The organism is Flavobacterium sp. FlaQc-47 (assembly GCF_044006475.1).
Taxonomy (GTDB): domain Bacteria; phylum Bacteroidota; class Bacteroidia; order Flavobacteriales; family Flavobacteriaceae; genus Flavobacterium.
The window spans coordinates 610,545-628,499 of sequence record NZ_JBIPCQ010000004.1 but is presented as its reverse complement, the minus strand read 5'-3'; the positions used below and the strand labels follow the sequence as shown (position 1 = coordinate 628,499).

The window sequence follows — 17,955 nt, the reverse complement described above, 5'->3', positions numbered from 1 at the left end:
TAAATAAATTAAGAATTAAAATGTGCCTTTAGGTACAAAATATTGGTAGCCTTTTTGATTTGAAATTTATTGGCGTGCCGTAGGTACGCAATAATTATCGTTTTGTAGCGCACCTACGGCACGCTAAATTTATTTTAATTGATATTTTCTACCAATATTTGGTACCTAACGGCACGAATTGTAAACTTTTTATATATTAATTACAGCGTATAATTTAAGTTTACGCTCCATCTGTAATTCGCCTCCATATTACCGCTTGAAAGGTTTTGATGAATAGGCAGCATGACGTTTAAACCAACCGAAAATTTATCTTTTCCGGCTTCAATACCAAATTTGCTAAACAAAATATCGCCAGCGGTATTGGGTACAGCCAAACTATATTGATTGTTGGTTTGGTAAACTTCACCTGCTAATCCAGCTTGTGGAACAATCTGAACAGATTTTAAATCAAACAGATAAAAGAATGTTCCTGCATAATTAAACTGATCGCCATATTGATAATTTTTACTGTTTTCCGTTTTAAAGATGTAATTTAGGGTGGTGTTCAACCCCAGGTTTTTGTGTTTAATTACATATTCAGACACTACAGGAAAATCCCAGCTTCCGGTTCCTAATTGAAAACTCTGGTTGACACTTCCTAAATTATTCGCTTCAGTAAATTTCCCGGTGGGAATTTTAACTCCTCCGCCAAGATTTATTTTGTGGGTAAAAAATGTACTGTCTTTTTTTGTCTCAAAAACGGTGTATAAAGCCATTACGGTAATATCACCTAAACCAGAAATATCTTCGGTTCCGGCGGTCAGTTTTCTTTCGTTAAAATGATACGGAACCAATGCCGAAATCTGAATTTTCTCCGTCACCGGAATTCTTGCCCAAGCCTGAATGGTATTAAAGTTTTCATCAATCCACGGAGAATTGGCAAAGATTCCGTCGCGGCTTGTGTAGCTTTGTTTCATATATCTCAAACCCACAAAATTATTGTTCAGCATAGAACCAAAACCCATGCTTCCGCCACTTGCCGAACAGCCACAAGCATCACAGTCAAAATCTTCCATCATCGCCAAACGCTGAAACGTAAAGCCCGAAATACTATCTTTTACAGTAAAACTAAAGGCTGATGAACCAACCAAAAGAGCAAACATTACTATTATTTTTTTCATTTTCATTCTTATTATTTTTAGGAGCTAATCCCGCTTTTCGTTTCAAGCTTTTCTCAAAATCCCATTTTCCTATGCCTTTATAAAGCTTCCGCTGGTCGCTTTATAAATCCAAGAAAAATTAGGTCTTTTTTCAAAAAGGCTTTCCACTGCAATCAGGGCTAGGACTCCGGTTTTCATTATATATTTTATTTTTTTTGCCACTCTTGATAACTATTGGGATAAATTGTTTTTAATCTTCGGTAATCCAGTTAATCTGTGGCAAAATTGTATTCTTTCTACTATTTTGAGTTGCCTTCAGCTTTAGCTGGAGGAATAAATTTAAATTTTATCTTGGCTTTAGCCAAACCCTTAAATTTGGCTAAAGCCTTTGTCTAATCTATTATTTACATCCGGCTAAAACCTTACGCTATTCATAAATTCTTTTACTACTCCCGATAGCTATTAAATAAAGGGATTAAAATATTTTAAAAAAAAGTAAGATTTCAATTGCTTTAATCTGTGTTGACCAGCGAAATCCGTACAATCTGTGGGCTAATTTTTAAAATTCAGAGAAACGTTTATCAGTTAAATATTGATTATCCGTCAACGTTTTCAGAAAAGCTATGATTTGTTTTTTATCAGTTTCAGAAAGTACAATTCCAAATTTCCCGTTTTGTTTTAATATTGGGTCCAGAGTTGCCGAGTTTTCTATTCCGCTGGCATAATGATCCAGAACGCCTTCTAAACTTCCAAATCTTCCGTCGTGCATATAAGGCCCGGAAACCTCTACATTTCTTAAACTTGGCACTTTGAACTTGTAATAATCTGCAGCGAGTTCTGTTAATCTGTAACGGCCAACGTCGTTTACCATTGGATTTACGGCTAAACCATTATTTCGAAATGAATTATCGGTTTGTAAATCTGTTGCATGACATGATGCGCATTTGGATTTGAATAAATCGTAACCTACCAATTCCTCACTTGTCAAAGTTCCGCCAGTTTCATTGCGTCGGTATTTGTCAAATCTTGAATTAGATGAAGTTACCATAACCATAAATTGCGAAAGCGCTCTCAGCATGTTTTCGGTTGTAATCGCGCCATCATCAAAAGCTTGTCCAAATAATTTTTGGTAATCCTTATCGGCTTTCATCATTTTAAGAATATTGTTCAAATTGCCGTTCATTTCTACAATATTCGTCAACGGAATTATAGGCTGCAAGTCTAAATGATCTGCGGCGCCGTCATACATAAATGTAGTTTGATATGCCAGATTCTGGATTGATGGTGTGTTTCTGGTTCCTTGCGCATTGTCTACGCCATGACTTACAGTATGTCCGTGATGTGTAAAAGCGTTGGCCTGAATGTGACAAAAGCCACAGGAAACTATTCCGTCAGACGCTAAACGCCCGTCGTAAAAAAGTTTTTTGCCCAATTCGAAGCCTTTTTCTGTTGGTGGATTCTGTGCAATGTTGTATGCTAAATCAGGAAAATTTGACGGAACTTTAAATTCTAAAGGTATATTTACATATTCGTCTTCCTCACCTGAGCAACTCCATAACAACGGAATCATCAGCCATAGAAAATATTTTATTTTCAGCATGATTTTTAAATTAAAAAAGCAAAACAATGTGTTTTTTTGCCACGAATTGCACAATTTCTATGAATTACAATGGCATTAAAATTTTTTTGTTGTGATGCTTTATGGTTTATTAGAAGCACAAAAGTTGTAGTCTAGCCCCGATTGCAGTAAAAATCCTTTTTGTTTTTTCTTTAAAAACAAAAAGATTGAAACGAAAAGCGGGACGTTATTACTTATGAATCGAAACTTTTGTGCTCCAGAAAATAAAATTAGTCGTTGTGTACGTGGTCTACTTTGAACATAGTCGAAATGTTCTGAGTAATAAGCGGTAAGTTCGCGCCGCCCATAATCATCGCACCCATTCCGCCTGCGTTGTTGTCAGACAGTTTGATTTTGTTAGTTCCGTCAATGACTTTAGACAAGTCAATTTTAAAATGAATCGTTGTGGTAATTGTAGTACGAACTAATGCTTTTGTTGGTAAATCAAGGGTAACCTCAGTATAATTATAATCAGTTCCGGTTTTGCCGGTGTGAATCATAAAAGGAGTTGCAGTAGTAACAGTTGACGATGTGAATGTACCTTCTAAAGCAAAGAATTTATATCCCGCAGCCCACGACCACAACATTCCGGCGTCATTAGCTTTTGCCAGAAAATCACCTTGTCCGGCAGCGCCAAGTTTCCATTGTTCTTCATCAACTCCAATTCCGTATTTTACTTTTACGTAATCTCCGGCAGGAATATCTGTAAGTTTAAATTCGTGTCCGTCTGCTGAACTTTCGTCTGCGATAAAGTAGCTTTTGCTTTTTGGGTAAGTAAAAATAGTTCCGTCAGCTTTTGTTAAAACTACATTGCTGATGATGTATTTTACAAGGCTTATTTTTAATACTTCGTTGTTTGAAGTTGTATTTCCTTGTGTGTTTAAAATCAAATCGTTTGCTCCAAATCCGTTATCATATTCAAGAACCAGGCTTCCTGATCCTGAAACATCATTTTTGTTATCGTCGTTTGAACATGAACTTAGTGCTATAGAAATTGCCACAATAGCGAATGCTTTGTATAAAGTATTTTTCATTTTGTGAATTTTATATAATTGAAATTTTAAATTTTGGGTGTGCGTCAACACGATTTCATTGTTTTAGGAACAACGAAATATTCATTTCAATAAGAAATTGAAATGTGATTTAAAAAATTATATAAAATAGGAGGGAGGTCGAAAAGTAGCCATTGAAACCGAAATAGGTTTTTCGTCCAAAGTCGCAAAAAGTTTTGCGTTAGATACTATTGGAGCTGCTAATTTTAATAGTGGTGTGATTGTGTTTTGAATGTAAACAACTTCTGATTTTTCCTTCAGGTTGTTTTGCATTTTCTTTTCGTTGTCGGCGTATTTTTTTAAACTTTTTTGCAGTTCACATCGACCATTACAGGAATTAAAAAGCATTTTTCGTTGCACGCAAATAGTTTTAGAAATTTCTTCCTGATTTAATTTGAATGAGGTATAAACAAAGAAACTGCCAAATGATGGCACTAGAAGCATGCAGGAAAGAAATGTAATTAAAATTCGCTTCAAAGCTTTTTTCGTTGATTATGATTGCAAAAGTACTGTTTATTCGATTTAGAAAGAATTTATTTTTAAGTTTTCCTAAAAAAAGTTTACAGTCTCAGTTTACAGTTACTGACTATAAGCAAGATTGGGATAAAAGCGAAAAATATTTAAAAGACAAAACCCGACAGGTTTTAAAACCTGTCGGGTTTGAATATCTAATTTAGAATATCAGTCTGCAAACTGAGACTGCGACTATAAACTGTAACTTATTTAACAAGAACCCAAGCGCCAGAAGCGATTAAAGTTTCTGCTTTTTTAAATTTCATTTCTTCCGTTTTGCCTGTTGCAACTTCCTGAACTGTAACAGTATCATTACGATTGATTTTCGGCATGTCTCTTACAATTGTTTCTGTAACCTGACGTTGTTGTGTTTCTCCAGCTTCGCGGTTGATATCTTCGCTGTTTACAATTTCGTCTTTGCTTAATTTGAAGTTTTCTTTTTGGCGAACTTCTTTTGCTTCGTGAATTTCAGGAACGTTTTGAGCCGGTAAATCACCTTTGAACAAGAATGAAATAACTTCTTTATTAACGTTGTCTAACATTCCTCTAAACAAATTAAAAGCTTCTAATTTGTAAATAAGCAATGGATCTTTTTGTTCGTGAACGGCTAATTGAACAGATTGTTTCAATTCGTCCATTTTACGTAAATGTTTTTTCCAAGCCTCATCAACAATAGATAACGTGATGTTTTTCTCGAAATCAGCAATTAATTGAGCTCCTTCGCTCTCATACGCTTTTTTCAAATCTGTCACAACATTCAAGGTTTTGATTCCATCTGTAAACGGAACTACAATACGCTCGAATTGGTTATTAGGTTCTTCATAAACACCTTGTATAATTGGGAACGCTTCTCTTGCGCTTCTTTCTGTTTTTTCTGTATAGAAAGCTAATGTTTCTTTGTAAATTCTTCCCGTGATTTCAATGTCAGATAATTTTGAAAAATCAGCCTCAGAAATTGGAGAAGTGATGGAGAAATAACGAATCAAATCAAATTCGAAATTCTTGAAATCGTTAACCGGTTTAGTTTGACTTACGATTAATTCGCAAGTATCATATAACATATTCGCGATATCCAGTTTCAAACGCTCACCAAATAATGCGTGACGACGACGTTTGTATACTACTTCACGTTGCGAGTTCATAACGTCATCATATTCTAATAAACGTTTACGAACACCAAAGTTATTTTCTTCTACTTTTTTCTGAGCACGCTCGATAGATTTTGTCATCATAGAATGCTGAATAACTTCACCTTCCTGTAATCCCATTCTGTCCATAACTTTTGCTACTCTTTCAGAACCAAATAAACGCATTAGGTTATCTTCAAGAGAAACATAAAACTGAGAACTTCCCGGATCTCCCTGACGTCCTGCACGACCACGTAACTGTCTGTCTACACGACGGGAATCATGACGTTCTGTACCCACAATTGCTAAACCTCCGGCAGCTTTTACTTCTGGGGATAACTTAATATCGGTACCACGACCAGCCATGTTAGTGGCAATTGTTACCACTCCGGCTTTACCTGCTTCTTCTACAATTTGCGCTTCTTGTTTGTGCATTTTAGCATTCAAAACATTATGTGTAACGCCTCTCATCTTCAACATTCGGCTTAATAATTCTGAAATCTCTACAGAAGTAGTTCCAATCAATACTGGTCTTCCTGCATTTGATAACTGAGTAACATCTTCAATTACAGCGTTGAATTTTTCACGTGTAGTTTTATAGATATAATCTTCTTTGTCTTGTCTCAACATACCACGGTTTGTTGGGATTTCAACAACATCTAATTTATAGATCTGCCATAACTCTCCAGCTTCTGTAACGGCTGTTCCTGTCATACCACCTAATTTGCTGTACATTCTAAAGTAGTTCTGTAATGTAACAGTAGCAAAAGTTTGTGTAGCAGCTTCGATTTTTACATTTTCTTTAGCTTCGATCGCTTGGTGTAATCCGTCAGAATAACGACGACCATCCATGATACGACCTGTTTGCTCATCGACAATCATAATTTTGTTGTCCATGATAACGTATTCTACATCTTTTTCAAAAAGAGCATACGCTTTTAAAAGTTGAGTAAGGGTGTGAATACGTTCGCTTTTTACTCCAAAATCCTGGAATAATCTTTCTTTAGCTTCAGCTTCACCATCTTTATCCAGTTTTTGTTTTTCAATCGCTGCAATTTCAGTTCCAATATCCGGAAGTACGAAAAAGTCCGGATCTGTATCTCCTGAAAGGTATTGGATACCATTATCAGTTAATTCAACCTGATTGTTTTTTTCTTCAATTACAAAATACAAAGCTTCATCTACTTTATGCATTTCACGATTGTTATCCTGCATGTATTGATTTTCGGTTTTTTGAAGCAATTGTTTAATTCCCTCTTCACTCAAAAATTTAATTAATGCTTTATTTCTAGGCAAACTTCTGTAAGCTCTCAATAATAAGAAACCACCTTCTTTAGTGTTTCCTTCTTTGATTAATCTTTTAGCTTCTGATAAAAATCCATTTGCTAACTGACGTTGTTGTGCTACTAAGTTTTCAATTTTTGGTTTCAACTCATTAAATTCATGACGATCTCCCTGAGGAACCGGTCCTGAAATAATAAGTGGTGTTCTTGCATCATCAATTAATACTGAATCGACCTCATCGACAATAGCATAATTGTGTTTTCTTTGCACTAAATCTCCTGGCGAATGTGCCATGTTATCTCTTAAATAGTCAAAACCAAATTCATTATTGGTTCCGTAAGTGATATCTGCGTCGTATGCTTTTTTTCTTTGTTCTGTACTTGGCTGATGATTATCGATACAATCAACAGTTAAACCGTGAAATTCGAATAAAGGTGCTTTCCATGTACTATCACGTTTTGCAAGGTAGTCATTCACAGTTACTAAGTGAACTCCGTTTCCTGTCAATGCGTTTAAGTAAAGCGGTAATGTAGCCACTAAAGTTTTTCCTTCACCTGTTTGCATTTCGGCAACTTTACCTTCGTGCAATACCATACCACCAATTAACTGAACATCATAATGAATCATGTCCCAGGTAATTTCTTTACCCGCAGCATTCCATTTGTTTGCCCAAACTGCTTTGTCACCGTCAAGGGTAATATATGTTTTTGAAGCTGAAAATTCTCTGTCTTTTGCAGTTGCAGTAACTTCAATAAAAGAATTATCTTTAAAACGACGAGCGGTTTCCTTAACAACAGAAAAAGCTTCAGGAAGAATTTCTAATAAAGTTTTTTCTGAAATTTCATAAGCCTCTTTTTCAAGAGAATCTATAGCATCATAAAGATCTTCTCTTTTGTCAATGTCTTCAATGTTTTCTACTTCCGCTTTAAGCGAGGCAATTTTAGCATCTTTATCCGCTCTTGCTTCTTTTATTTTTTCTTTAAAATATACGGTTCTGGCTCTCAATTCGTCGTGAGACAAACTCATTAAGCTAGTTTCGAATGTTTTAATTTTAGTTAAATAGGGCTGTAAAGCTTTGACATCTTTCTGTGATTTATCACCTACAAAGACTTTTATAATACTGTTTATGAAACTCATGATTTATGGTATTTCTATTTTTTATGTAAATGTGTATTTGAACCAAAAAAAAAGCCTCGGTGATGAGACTTTTTCCTTTGGTTTATTTTTTAATATTCATCCTCGTTCCAAAGATAATCTTCGTCTGTTGGATAATCAGGCCAAATTTCTTCCATTGATTCATATATCTCTCCTTCATCCTCAATTGACTGAAGGTTTTCTACTACTTCTAATGGAGCACCAGCTCTAATGGCGTAGTCAATAAGTTCATCCTTGTTAGCAGGCCATGGCGCATCACTTAAATAAGATGCTAATTCTAATGTCCAATACATCTGTTATCTGTTTAGTTTGTGCAAAAATAAATTTTTTACTGAAAAAGACAAGTAAAATTTGATTTATTTTAATAAAATTTAAGAACGTCTCTATTTAGTATTCAGTTTTCGGTGACAGTTTACAGTCTGAAAACTGAAAATTGTAACTGTTTACTTCTTTTTAAGAACTCGCTTTTCAGTATAAAACTGTGACTGCGACTGTAAACCGTTTACTTTCTCGGAATCCATTTCACTTCATCCGCTTTTAAGTCTGACGACAACTTCCGTGCCAAGACAAAAAGGTAGTCAGAAAGTCGGTTTAAGTACATGATTGCGATTTCTGGAACATGTTCATTGTGGCTTAAATGTACTGCCAACCGCTCTGCACGACGGCATATGCAACGTGCAATATGACAATGTGACACAGTTGGATGTCCTCCAGGCAAAACAAAATGAGTCATTTGCGGAAGGCTTTCTTCCATTTTATCAATTTCGTTTTCTAATAATTCGATATCAGTATCAATAATTCCAAGATTCTTTAATCTGAGTTCGCCGTTTTTCAGGACTTCTTTTTCAGCCGGAGTAGCTAAAATTGCACCTACGGTAAATAAACGATCCTGAATTTCGATTAAAATCGTTTTATAATGTGAATCCATTTCCTGATCACGAATAAGTCCTATATAAGAGTTCAATTCGTCAACGGTTCCGTAACTGTCAATTCGTATGTGATCTTTAGGAACGCGTGTGCCTCCAAAAAGAGCCGTTGTTCCTTTATCTCCTGTTTTTGTATATACTTTCATTTTTTAAAGTTGCTAAGGTTCTGAGTTACTAAGTGACTGAGTTTTTGTTTTCGATTAAACAAATAACCAAATAAACAATTAAACTATTTCGTAGTGTCACTTTCAATCAAACCGTCTCGCAAGCGAATTACGCGGTGGGCGTAGGCTGCGATATCTTCTTCGTGGGTTACTAAGATTACAGTATTTCCCTGTTCGTGAATATCGCCAAAAAGCTTCATGATTTCTACAGAAGTTTTACTGTCTAAGTTTCCGGTAGGTTCATCGGCTAATATAATAGAAGGTTTGTTGACCAGGGCGCGGGCAATTGCAACACGCTGGCGTTGTCCTCCGGATAATTGATTCGGCTGGTGATCCATTCTGTCAGCAAGATTTACTTGTTTTAAAACTTCAATCGCACGTTCATTACGTTCAGATTTTGAATGTCCGGCGTAAATCATAGGTAAAGCGACATTGTCTAAAGCAGTTGTTCTGGGTAAAAGATTAAAGGTTTGAAATACAAATCCAATTTCTTTATTACGGATTCCTGCCAATTCATCATCTTTCATTTGGCTAACGTCTTTTCCGTTCAATATATAATGTCCGGAAGTTGGAGTATCCAGACAACCTAATAAGTTCATCAAAGTTGATTTTCCAGATCCTGACGGTCCCATTAAAGCTACGTATTCGCCTTTGTTGATTTCTAAATCTATACCTTTTAAAACATAGACAATTTCGTTACCCAATACAAAATCTCTTTTGATGTTGGTTATTTTAATTAATGGATTTGCCATTTCGATTTACAATTTTGGATTTAAAAGTACAAAACACTTTTCAATAAACGATAAGTAGCTATAAATTGATTTTTGTTACAGATCCCAGCATTTACAGGAACTTTTTAATTTTCTATAAAAAAGATATTTTACTTATTAAAAAAGTTGTTATATGATTTATAATTGTTTTTACATAATTATCATATTTTGTATTTTTTATTAAATTTAATTTTCAATTTTTATTAAATTTTTGATAATAATGTATAATTATTAGAATTTTTAACTATATTTGTGATGTAATATTAAATAAGCAAAATTATGAAGAACATACAATTATTATCGGGAATTGCATTAATTGCACTAAGTTTAACTTCTTGTAAAGACGAAAAACAAGAGAAAGCTCAAAAAACAATCGACTCTTATGTAGCCTACGTCGATTCTGTAAAAAATGTAAAAGCTGACGATTTGAAAGCAGATTGGAAAAATGTTGACGCTGAGTACGACAGAAGAGCGGCAGAAGCTCAAGCTGCACTTGCTGACGTTAAAGACAATACAGCAGCAACAGAAAAAATCAATACGAGTAAAATCAAGTATGAAGAATTTAAAAATGAAATGACCACCGTTTTTGCCCCTCCAGCTGCAAGCCCAAAACAACAATTGAGAAACGCCTTATTTGGTGAAGGAAAAATTGGCGATGATATGAATTTTGACTGGGTAAACGCTAAAAATATTCATAGTGTATACCAACAGTTTGTTCATACCGTAGAGGATAATAAAGATAAATATTCTCGTGAAGATTGGGATGAAGTAAAATTGATGTATGAAGCACTTGACAGCCGTAAAAATACAGTTGAAAAAGAAGGTCTTACATCTGAAGATAATAGAAAAATTGCAGGTTTAAAATTGAAATTTGCACCAATGTATACTGTTAACAGAATGGGTGCTAAATCTGAAGAAAATAAAGATGCCAAAAAATAATTTGGTCAATTGAATTAGTATTAAAAAGACAATCAGAAATGGTTGTCTTTTTTTTATGCTCTAATTTTGCTGAATTGTCCTGAAATTTATTTGATTATTAGTTTTTCAAGTCTTTCCATCATTTCATTTTTCTCTTTCAGCATACGCTCATACAGTGCGATTTTTTCTTCATGCAATTGAATAATCTTTTCAATTGGATTGTAGTTATTAATTATTAATGTACTATCACTAAAAGTATTTGCAATGATATTTAATGCCTGATCCTGATCAAAATTTTGAAAAGCTTCAACAGGAATTTTCATAGAGTTAGATATTTGTTTTAGTAGATTATCTTCAATTATCTCTTTTTGTTCCAGCATAGAAATTTTCTTCTGGTTCCAGTCTTCTCCCAGATCATAAGCCAATGATTCTTGTTTGATGCCAAGCATTTCTCTGAAGCGTTTTACGTTTCTTCCCTGGTGAATTTTATGTTCCATAATGAATATTATTTTTCTAAAAGTTCAAAGATAAAGTTATCTGTACTAAAAAGTGAATTTCAAAGATAAAAAAACAACTCACAAAATGATTATTTTTGTAGGATATTATAGCTAATATTTAAAATAGTTTATCTTAATAATATTCATGGAATTCAGTTGCTTAAGTGGTCAAATGAAAAGATTATCTGAAAATAATTGTCTTTTTTATGTCCTGATCACAAAATGTTCTTTTTCCTGCTCGTACCTAAAAAATACAAATCCCCATTGAAAAGTGTCAATCGTTACAGTTACTTTTGGATGTTTTTTAATGATTTTCCAAGCTTCTTCCATTTCTTGTGACCAATGAATGTCATCAAAAATCCAAACAGAATCATTTGTTATTGTAATCAATAAAAGTTCGAAATAAGCTAAAGTTGCTTTCTTTGAGTGATTGCCGTCGAAATAAATAAGGTCAAAGTTTTTAGTCTCAGTTTCCAGTTTCAGTTTAATATCCTGAAGATAAATTTCGAATTCACTTATTACCAAATCTACATTATTGAAATTGAATTTTTGAAATTGCAATTGACCTTGATTTGCGGTTTCAGGACAGCCTTCTAACGTAATTACTGTAGCATTTGTATTTCCCAGAGCAAGGGCAGAAGTAGCCAAACCTAATGAAGTTCCAATTTCTAATATGTTTTTTGACTGAAAATAGTTAGTAACCCTAAAAAGCAATTCGGCACGTTTTGGTGAAATTCCTGCAGTCTTTGCTATTTTAGAAATTTGTCTTCTATTTGATTTAAAAACTTTTGAACCTGCGCCAAAATCAGTTACTTCGATAAAATTTTTATTTTCTAAAAGAGATTTTCGGTAATTTTTGAGGATCGAATATTCCGGTTTTGGTTTTTTATCGTAGAAACACTTCGTTAATAAATTAAAAACAAAAGGCGAATGAACGCCGTGTTCGTTTTTGGAGTTCCAAAGAAATTTTAAATAAGATTTTATCTGAAATAGCATATTAATAGTTACATATAAGCGCGAATATACAAAAAAGTAGAAAGGCGGAAAGTTTAGAGATATGTATTGCTTTATGACTTTTGACTTTACGACTTTAGACTTTTAAAAAGACTATATTTGCGGACTTTAAATTTAAGCTAATAGTAATACGTTTTTATGATGTTGAAGGAAGAAATAGAGGACAGAAGTACAATATCTTCTGAAGAAATTAATCGATGCATTGCTATTTTAGCACAATTGAATACAAATACAGATCAGATATTTGATATTCCGAAAGAACAACGAATTGCTTTAATTAAGGAAGCAGGAATGTTTTCCAGACCTGACAGAGGTGAATTTTCGCGAAGAGTTAAAGATGGTTTACAAGCTACCAAACGTAAAAAAGACAAAAAAGACAAAACTGCTCGTAAAGAAACCGGAATTCGTCATGCGCGTGAAGCAAGTATATTTGTCGCACCTAAGTTGTTAGCCTTTAATGATCTTGCCCATAAAGAGCAATTGGAGCTTGAAACACCAAGAAATTGTTACGTCTGTAAAACCGAATTTACTAAAATGCATCACTTTTATGATACAATGTGTACAGATTGTGGCGATTTCAATTATGCAAAACGTTTCCAGACTGCCAATGTAAAAGGACAAGTTGCCATTATTACAGGTTCTCGTTTAAAAATTGGTTACCATATTACATTGATGCTTTTGCGTGGCGGAGCAACTGTTATCGCTACAACTCGTTTTCCAGTAGATTCGGCTTTGCGTTTTGCTAAGGAAGACGATTTTATGGAATGGGGACATCGCTTAAAAATTCATGGTTTGGATTTAAGGCATATTCCGAGTGTGGAGATTTTCTGCAATTTTATCGAACAAAAATATGAACGTTTAGATATTCTGATTAATAATGCGGCACAAACCGTGAGGCGTCCGGCTGGTTTTTATTCGCATTTAATGGAGAATGAAGAATTGCCAATTAGCGCACTGCCAAAACAAGCGCAGGAATTATTATTAGATCATCTTAATTGTCTGGATGAATTAAAAATGCTGACAAGCGGAGCTTCTTCTAACGAAAATATGCCGGTAACGTGGCACGGACCTGAACCCGGAATTGGTTTGAGGGCTTCTGCAAAATTATCCCAGATTCCATATTCTTTCGATAATGCATTAGTAGCAAATGAAGTTTTTCCGGAAGGAGAACTTGATGCTGATTTGCAACAAGTTGATTTAAGAAAAACCAACAGCTGGCGTTTACGTTTGGGTCAAATAGAAACTACAGAAATGATCGAAGTTCAACTGGTGAATTCTGTTGCGCCTTTTGTTTTATGCAACCGTCTTTCGGAAGTAATGAAGAAAGATAATACGGGACAAAAACACATTATAAACGTTTCGGCAATGGAAGGGAAGTTTCATCGCTTTTTTAAAGAAGACCGCCATCCGCATACTAATATGGCAAAAGCGGCGCTAAATATGTTAACGCATACTTCATCCGGAACTTTGGCAAAACACGGTATTTTTATGAATGCTGTTGATACAGGTTGGGTGACTGATGAAGATCCTGCCGAATTAGCGAAGAAAAAACAAGAACTGGAAGATTTTCAACCGCCATTAGATATTGTTGATGGCGCAGCCCGAGTGATGGATCCTTTGTTTGACGGAATTAATACAGGAAAACACTGGTGCGGGAAATTCCTGAAAGATTATAATCCGATTCCGTGGTAGTTTTTTAGGCTTAGTTTTCAGTCTCAGTCTCGGTCTCGGTCTCAGTTTCAATATCAGTTTTCATTCTTAGTAAATAAATAAAAAACCACAACATAATAAATTTTGTTGTGGTTTTCTTTTTGAAAAATGAGAGGGATTAACGGTAAATGTTTTCTCCTTTATTTGATTTCCATTCTCTTTCAAAATATTCAGCATCTTCGTCATTACGAGTGTGAACTCCTAATACAACGTGACCTTCTTTAATTCCTGATTCGTAAACTTTTGCTCTTTCTTCAGGGATTCCTGATCCTACTAAAGCACCAATTAAACCTCCTGTGATTCCACCTGCACCTGCACCTGCTAAACCTGCTGCTAACGGACCAGCGATAATTAATCCTAATCCAGGAATAACAAGGCTTGTTCCTAATGCTGCAACAACACCTACGATAGCTCCAATTGTTCCGCCAATTGCAGATCCTGTTCCGGCAGTTTCAGCTGCTTTTGTTCCTAATTCAGAGTGATCGTGCTTGTCTGAATAATGTTTTTTTCTTGTGTCATCAGACATGATAAGGTTTATTTCGTCCTTTGTATATCCTCTGTCATGTAAAGTGTTGTAAGCTCTTTCTGTGCTTTCACGATCCGTGAACATTCCTGTAAGTATTTGACGTTTAGTTCCGTCTGGGTTATTTAGATTTTCCATTTTATATATGTTTTAATTGTGAATTCATTTTCACTTACACAAATCTCGGAAAACTAATGAAGTATCATTTACATAATTTTTTCAATTTATTACATGTGGATTTTTTGTTATTCTTAAAATCGTTTGCTGTTTTTAGTTTAAATGAAAAAACCACAACAAAATATAATTCTGTTGTGGTCTTTTTTATTTAAATAAATGATGCTTTAATTTACTTAGTTGACTTTAATTAATTTAACGTCAAAAATAAGTACAGAACCACCTGCGATTCCATTCGAGTCAAAACTTCCGTAGCCTAAATGTGAAGGCACTAATAAAATTCCGCTTCCGCCTTCTTTAAAATGAGGAATTCCTTCTGTCCAGCCTTTAATCACCTGATTCAGTCCAAAAGAAAGTCCTTCGGGTTTACTTTGATCAAATACATTTCCGTTAGAATAATATCCTTTGTATGCTACAGTTACATTTGATGTTGCTGTTGGCTGTTTCCCAGTTCCTGGTTCGTTGATTACATAATACAAACCAGTGTCGCTTTTAATAGCTGTTAGTTTGTTTTTGGTAATGTAGTCAGTTATCTCTTTATCGTTTTCAACAGTATAATCTGTTTCTTGTGGTTCACTGCTTTTTTCTTTATCACTATTACAAGAGATGAAAAGCGTTAAAGCTAATAATGAAGTTAAAATGTATTTCATGAAATGTGGATTAAGAGCGCTAATATAATAAAGTTTTCAGTCTCAGTGTCAGTTTTCAGTTTTGTTTTGTGGATATTAAATACTGCATCCAAATTTATTAGGATTGTTAATCATGTAATTAATTAGTTTTCCAATTTCAGCGTTTTTTGCATTTAACAGATCAAATTTTTCTTGATTTATATATTCACATTTTAGTGAAAATTCTAACCAAACATTTGTTTCAGAATTTTCAGCATCACTATCAGTCAATTTACTTATAAAATGATTTACATATCTTCTCTTTCGATATGACTCTGCAATATTTGCAGAAACGCTTCTAGAAGATAGCCTTATCTGATCAGTTAGTGAAAATTTTTCTTCTTTCGGAAATGCCTTTGATAATTGAAATATTTCCATTGCAAGTTCAAAGGACTTTTTATAAGCCAGTAATTCTTTAAAATCCATTATTTAATTTTTCACAAGGATAATTAAAAAATAAGAAAAATATTACTTTTAAATGTAATTATTTTGACTAAGCCTGATAACTGACACTGCGACTGAAAACCGCGACTGAAAACTAAAAAAACCTACCCTTCAATCTTAGCCGAAAGCTCAAACCAACGTTCTTCTTTCTGATTTATTTTATTGATTATGTTTTGTAATTCGTTTGCTTTTTTCTCTATATCAGCATCAGCGACTTTTCCATCAGAAAATAATTGTTCGATTTTAGTTTTGTCGATTTCTAAATCTTTAATTTCTCTTTCCAGTTTTTGATATTCTTTTTGCTCGTTGAAAGTCAAATTTCCTGTTGGATTATTTTGTTTCCAATCTTTCTTTTCTGCCTTGTTTTCTTCTTTTTGAGCAACATCAGAACTGTCTTCATAAGCTCTGAAATCAGAATAATTCCCCGGGAAATTTTCGATTTCACCATTTCCTCTGAAAACAAATAAGTGATCGACAATTTTATCCATGAAATAACGGTCGTGAGATACTACAAGCAAACAACCAGGATAATCCAATAAGAAGCTTTCTAATACATTAAGCGTTACAATATCTAAGTCATTTGTTGGCTCATCCAGAATTAAAAAGTTAGGATTCTGAATTAAAACGGTACATAAATACAAACGTTTCAATTCTCCACCGCTTAATTTTTCTACAAAATCATATTGTTTTTTCGCATCAAAAAGAAAACGCTCCAATAATTGTGAAGCCGAAATCATTCTGCCTTTTGCAAGCGGAATAAATTCTCCGTATTCTTTGATAATGTCAATTACACGCTGATTCGGTTTCGGGTTGATTCCGGTTTGTGTATAATAGCCAATTTTTATGGTTTCCCCTTTTACTACGCGACCACTATCTAACGGAAGTGTTCCTGTTAAAAGATTTAAAAAAGTAGATTTTCCGGTTCCGTTTTTACCAATAATTCCAATGCGTTCTCCACGTTGAAAATCAAAACTAAAGTTGTCCAGAATAACATGATCCTTGAATTTTTTAGAGATTTTGTGAAGCTCGATAATCTTGCTTCCCATACGTTCCATATTAATTTCAAGTTCCACTTTGTTTTCACGACGACGGCTTTGTGCTTTTTCTTTAATTACATAAAAATCATCCTGACGCGATTTCGATTTTGTCGTTCTCGCTTTTGGCTGACGGCGCATCCATTCTAATTCTTTCGTAAATAAATTTTTTGCTTTATCAACGCTGGCATTTTCAGAGGTAAGTCTTTCTTCTTTTTTCTCTAAGTAATAAGAATAATTTCCTTTGTATTGGTATAATTTTCCGTTGTCAAGTTCGATAATTTCGTTACAAACACGTTCCAGAAAGAAACGGTCGTGCGTTACCATAAACAACGTAATATTTTCTTTGGCAAAATAACTTTCCAGCCATTCGATCATTTCAAGATCCAGGTGATTGGTTGGCTCATCCAGAATCAATAAATCAGGACGGTTGATTAGAATAATCGCTAGTGAAAGACGCTTTTTTTGTCCTCCAGAAAGATTTTTTACTTTAAGTTTAAAATCTTCCAGTTTTAATTTAAAAAGAATTTGTTTGTATTGCGTTTCAAAATCCCACGCATTATGTTGGTCCATTCCATCAAAAGCTTTTTGATAAGCTTCTCCATCGTCTGGATTTTCAAGTGCTTTTTCGTATTTCTCGATAACTTTTAAAGTCTCATTATCAGATGCAAAAATGCTTTCTTCAATAGTCAGTTCTTCCTGCAAATTGTTGCTTTGAGAAAGAAAAGCCATTTTTATCCCTTTTCTTAAAACCACCTGACCAGTATCCGGTTCTTCTAAACCATTAATAATGCTCATAATGGTTGTTTTTCCCGAACCATTTTTGGCAATGAAAGCAATTTTTTGATCTTTGTTTATTCCAAACGAGATATTGTCAAACAGCGTTTTTTCGCCAAACGACTTCGATAAATTTTCTACAGATAGGTAATTCACTTTGTAAATTATGAGTTATAAATTATAAGTTATGAATGATTTACAAAACATAACTTTTTGCAAAAGTAAGTTATTATATTGCCATTTACGAATTATTTATGGAGATAGGAACTCGATGTTTCTGATATGCTCAACAATAGCGCGAAAATTCTTTTCGTGTCCGTTTCAATGGCACATAAGAAAAGGTGAATTCCAAAAATTAAAAAAAGAGAGTCTAAAGTATGTATCTATATCTTAAAAATAATGATACCAACGGGTCATCTAAATATCTTTTTCCAATAGTAGACTATTA

The 17,955-nt window shown here is 34.1% G+C and carries 16 protein-coding genes; 2 read left to right on the top strand and 14 right to left on the bottom strand.

The window, feature by feature from the left end:
* Positions 1–200 precede the first annotated feature (200 nt).
* The 8 genes from ACHRVX_RS15975 to ACHRVX_RS15940 form a co-directional block, all read right to left on the bottom strand.
* Entirely contained in the window at positions 201–1,160 is a 960-nt protein-coding gene (locus tag ACHRVX_RS15975; RefSeq protein WP_395333942.1) for a transporter, read from the bottom strand.
* A 538-nt stretch (positions 1,161–1,698) separates the two neighbouring features.
* Positions 1,699–2,739: a cytochrome-c peroxidase gene (locus ACHRVX_RS15970; protein WP_395333940.1), complete on the bottom strand. Its 1,041-nt coding sequence runs from the start codon at positions 2,737–2,739 to the stop codon at positions 1,699–1,701.
* 248 nt (positions 2,740–2,987) lie between these two features.
* A complete protein-coding gene (locus ACHRVX_RS15965; protein WP_395333938.1) occupies positions 2,988–3,791 on the bottom strand; it encodes an MbnP family protein in 804 nt (267 codons plus the stop codon).
* Between the two features lie 117 nt (positions 3,792–3,908).
* Positions 3,909–4,286, bottom strand: a complete 378-nt coding sequence (locus ACHRVX_RS15960) for a hypothetical protein (RefSeq protein WP_395333936.1) — start codon at positions 4,284–4,286, stop codon at positions 3,909–3,911.
* Positions 4,287–4,528: 242 nt separating this feature from the next.
* The gene (gene secA, locus ACHRVX_RS15955) at positions 4,529–7,870 is read right to left on the bottom strand and encodes a preprotein translocase subunit SecA (protein WP_395333934.1); all 3,342 of its coding nucleotides are present in this window, start codon (positions 7,868–7,870) and stop codon (positions 4,529–4,531) included.
* Positions 7,871–7,959: 89 nt separating this feature from the next.
* Positions 7,960–8,181, bottom strand: coding sequence for a DUF2795 domain-containing protein (locus tag ACHRVX_RS15950; RefSeq protein WP_007138072.1), 222 nt, complete (start codon positions 8,179–8,181; stop codon positions 7,960–7,962).
* Positions 8,182–8,390: 209 nt separating this feature from the next.
* Positions 8,391–8,960 (bottom strand): cob(I)yrinic acid a,c-diamide adenosyltransferase, encoded by a 570-nt coding sequence (locus tag ACHRVX_RS15945; protein WP_089478627.1) that lies wholly within the window; start codon positions 8,958–8,960, stop codon positions 8,391–8,393.
* Between the two features lie 83 nt (positions 8,961–9,043).
* The gene (locus tag ACHRVX_RS15940; protein WP_395333932.1) at positions 9,044–9,730 is read right to left on the bottom strand and encodes an ABC transporter ATP-binding protein; all 687 of its coding nucleotides are present in this window, start codon (positions 9,728–9,730) and stop codon (positions 9,044–9,046) included.
* A gap of 297 nt (positions 9,731–10,027) precedes the next feature.
* Between ACHRVX_RS15940 and ACHRVX_RS15935 the strand changes: the two genes are divergently transcribed.
* Complete coding sequence (locus ACHRVX_RS15935) at positions 10,028–10,687, top strand: DUF6565 domain-containing protein (RefSeq protein WP_395333930.1); 660 nt, start codon at positions 10,028–10,030, stop codon at positions 10,685–10,687.
* An 86-nt stretch (positions 10,688–10,773) separates the two neighbouring features.
* On the opposite strand, the gene ACHRVX_RS15930 is transcribed toward ACHRVX_RS15935, so the two are convergent.
* On the bottom strand, positions 10,774–11,163 hold the full coding sequence (locus ACHRVX_RS15930) for an XRE family transcriptional regulator (protein WP_395333928.1): 390 nt from the start codon (positions 11,161–11,163) through the stop codon (positions 10,774–10,776).
* A gap of 204 nt (positions 11,164–11,367) precedes the next feature.
* Positions 11,368–12,159 carry an O-methyltransferase gene (locus tag ACHRVX_RS15925; protein WP_395333926.1) on the bottom strand — a complete coding sequence of 264 codons (792 nt, stop codon included), beginning with the start codon at positions 12,157–12,159 and terminating at the stop codon, positions 11,368–11,370.
* 159 nt (positions 12,160–12,318) lie between these two features.
* Here ACHRVX_RS15925 and ACHRVX_RS15920 point away from each other — a divergent pair, with 159 nt between their 5' ends.
* On the top strand, positions 12,319–13,869 hold the full coding sequence (locus ACHRVX_RS15920; protein WP_395333924.1) for an SDR family NAD(P)-dependent oxidoreductase: 1,551 nt from the start codon (positions 12,319–12,321) through the stop codon (positions 13,867–13,869).
* A 136-nt stretch (positions 13,870–14,005) separates the two neighbouring features.
* Here the strand turns inward: ACHRVX_RS15920 and ACHRVX_RS15915 are convergent, their stop codons facing one another.
* The 4 genes from ACHRVX_RS15915 to ACHRVX_RS15900 form a co-directional block, all read right to left on the bottom strand.
* The gene (locus tag ACHRVX_RS15915; protein WP_395333922.1) at positions 14,006–14,548 is read right to left on the bottom strand and encodes a hypothetical protein; all 543 of its coding nucleotides are present in this window, start codon (positions 14,546–14,548) and stop codon (positions 14,006–14,008) included.
* A gap of 212 nt (positions 14,549–14,760) precedes the next feature.
* Positions 14,761–15,234 carry an FKBP-type peptidyl-prolyl cis-trans isomerase gene (locus ACHRVX_RS15910; RefSeq protein ID WP_395333920.1) on the bottom strand — a complete coding sequence of 158 codons (474 nt, stop codon included), beginning with the start codon at positions 15,232–15,234 and terminating at the stop codon, positions 14,761–14,763.
* 75 nt (positions 15,235–15,309) lie between these two features.
* Positions 15,310–15,678, bottom strand: coding sequence for a four helix bundle protein (locus ACHRVX_RS15905; RefSeq protein ID WP_395333918.1), 369 nt, complete (start codon positions 15,676–15,678; stop codon positions 15,310–15,312).
* Positions 15,679–15,800: 122 nt separating this feature from the next.
* Positions 15,801–17,663 carry an ABC-F family ATP-binding cassette domain-containing protein gene (locus tag ACHRVX_RS15900; RefSeq protein ID WP_395333916.1) on the bottom strand — a complete coding sequence of 621 codons (1,863 nt, stop codon included), beginning with the start codon at positions 17,661–17,663 and terminating at the stop codon, positions 15,801–15,803.
* Positions 17,664–17,955 lie beyond the last annotated feature (292 nt).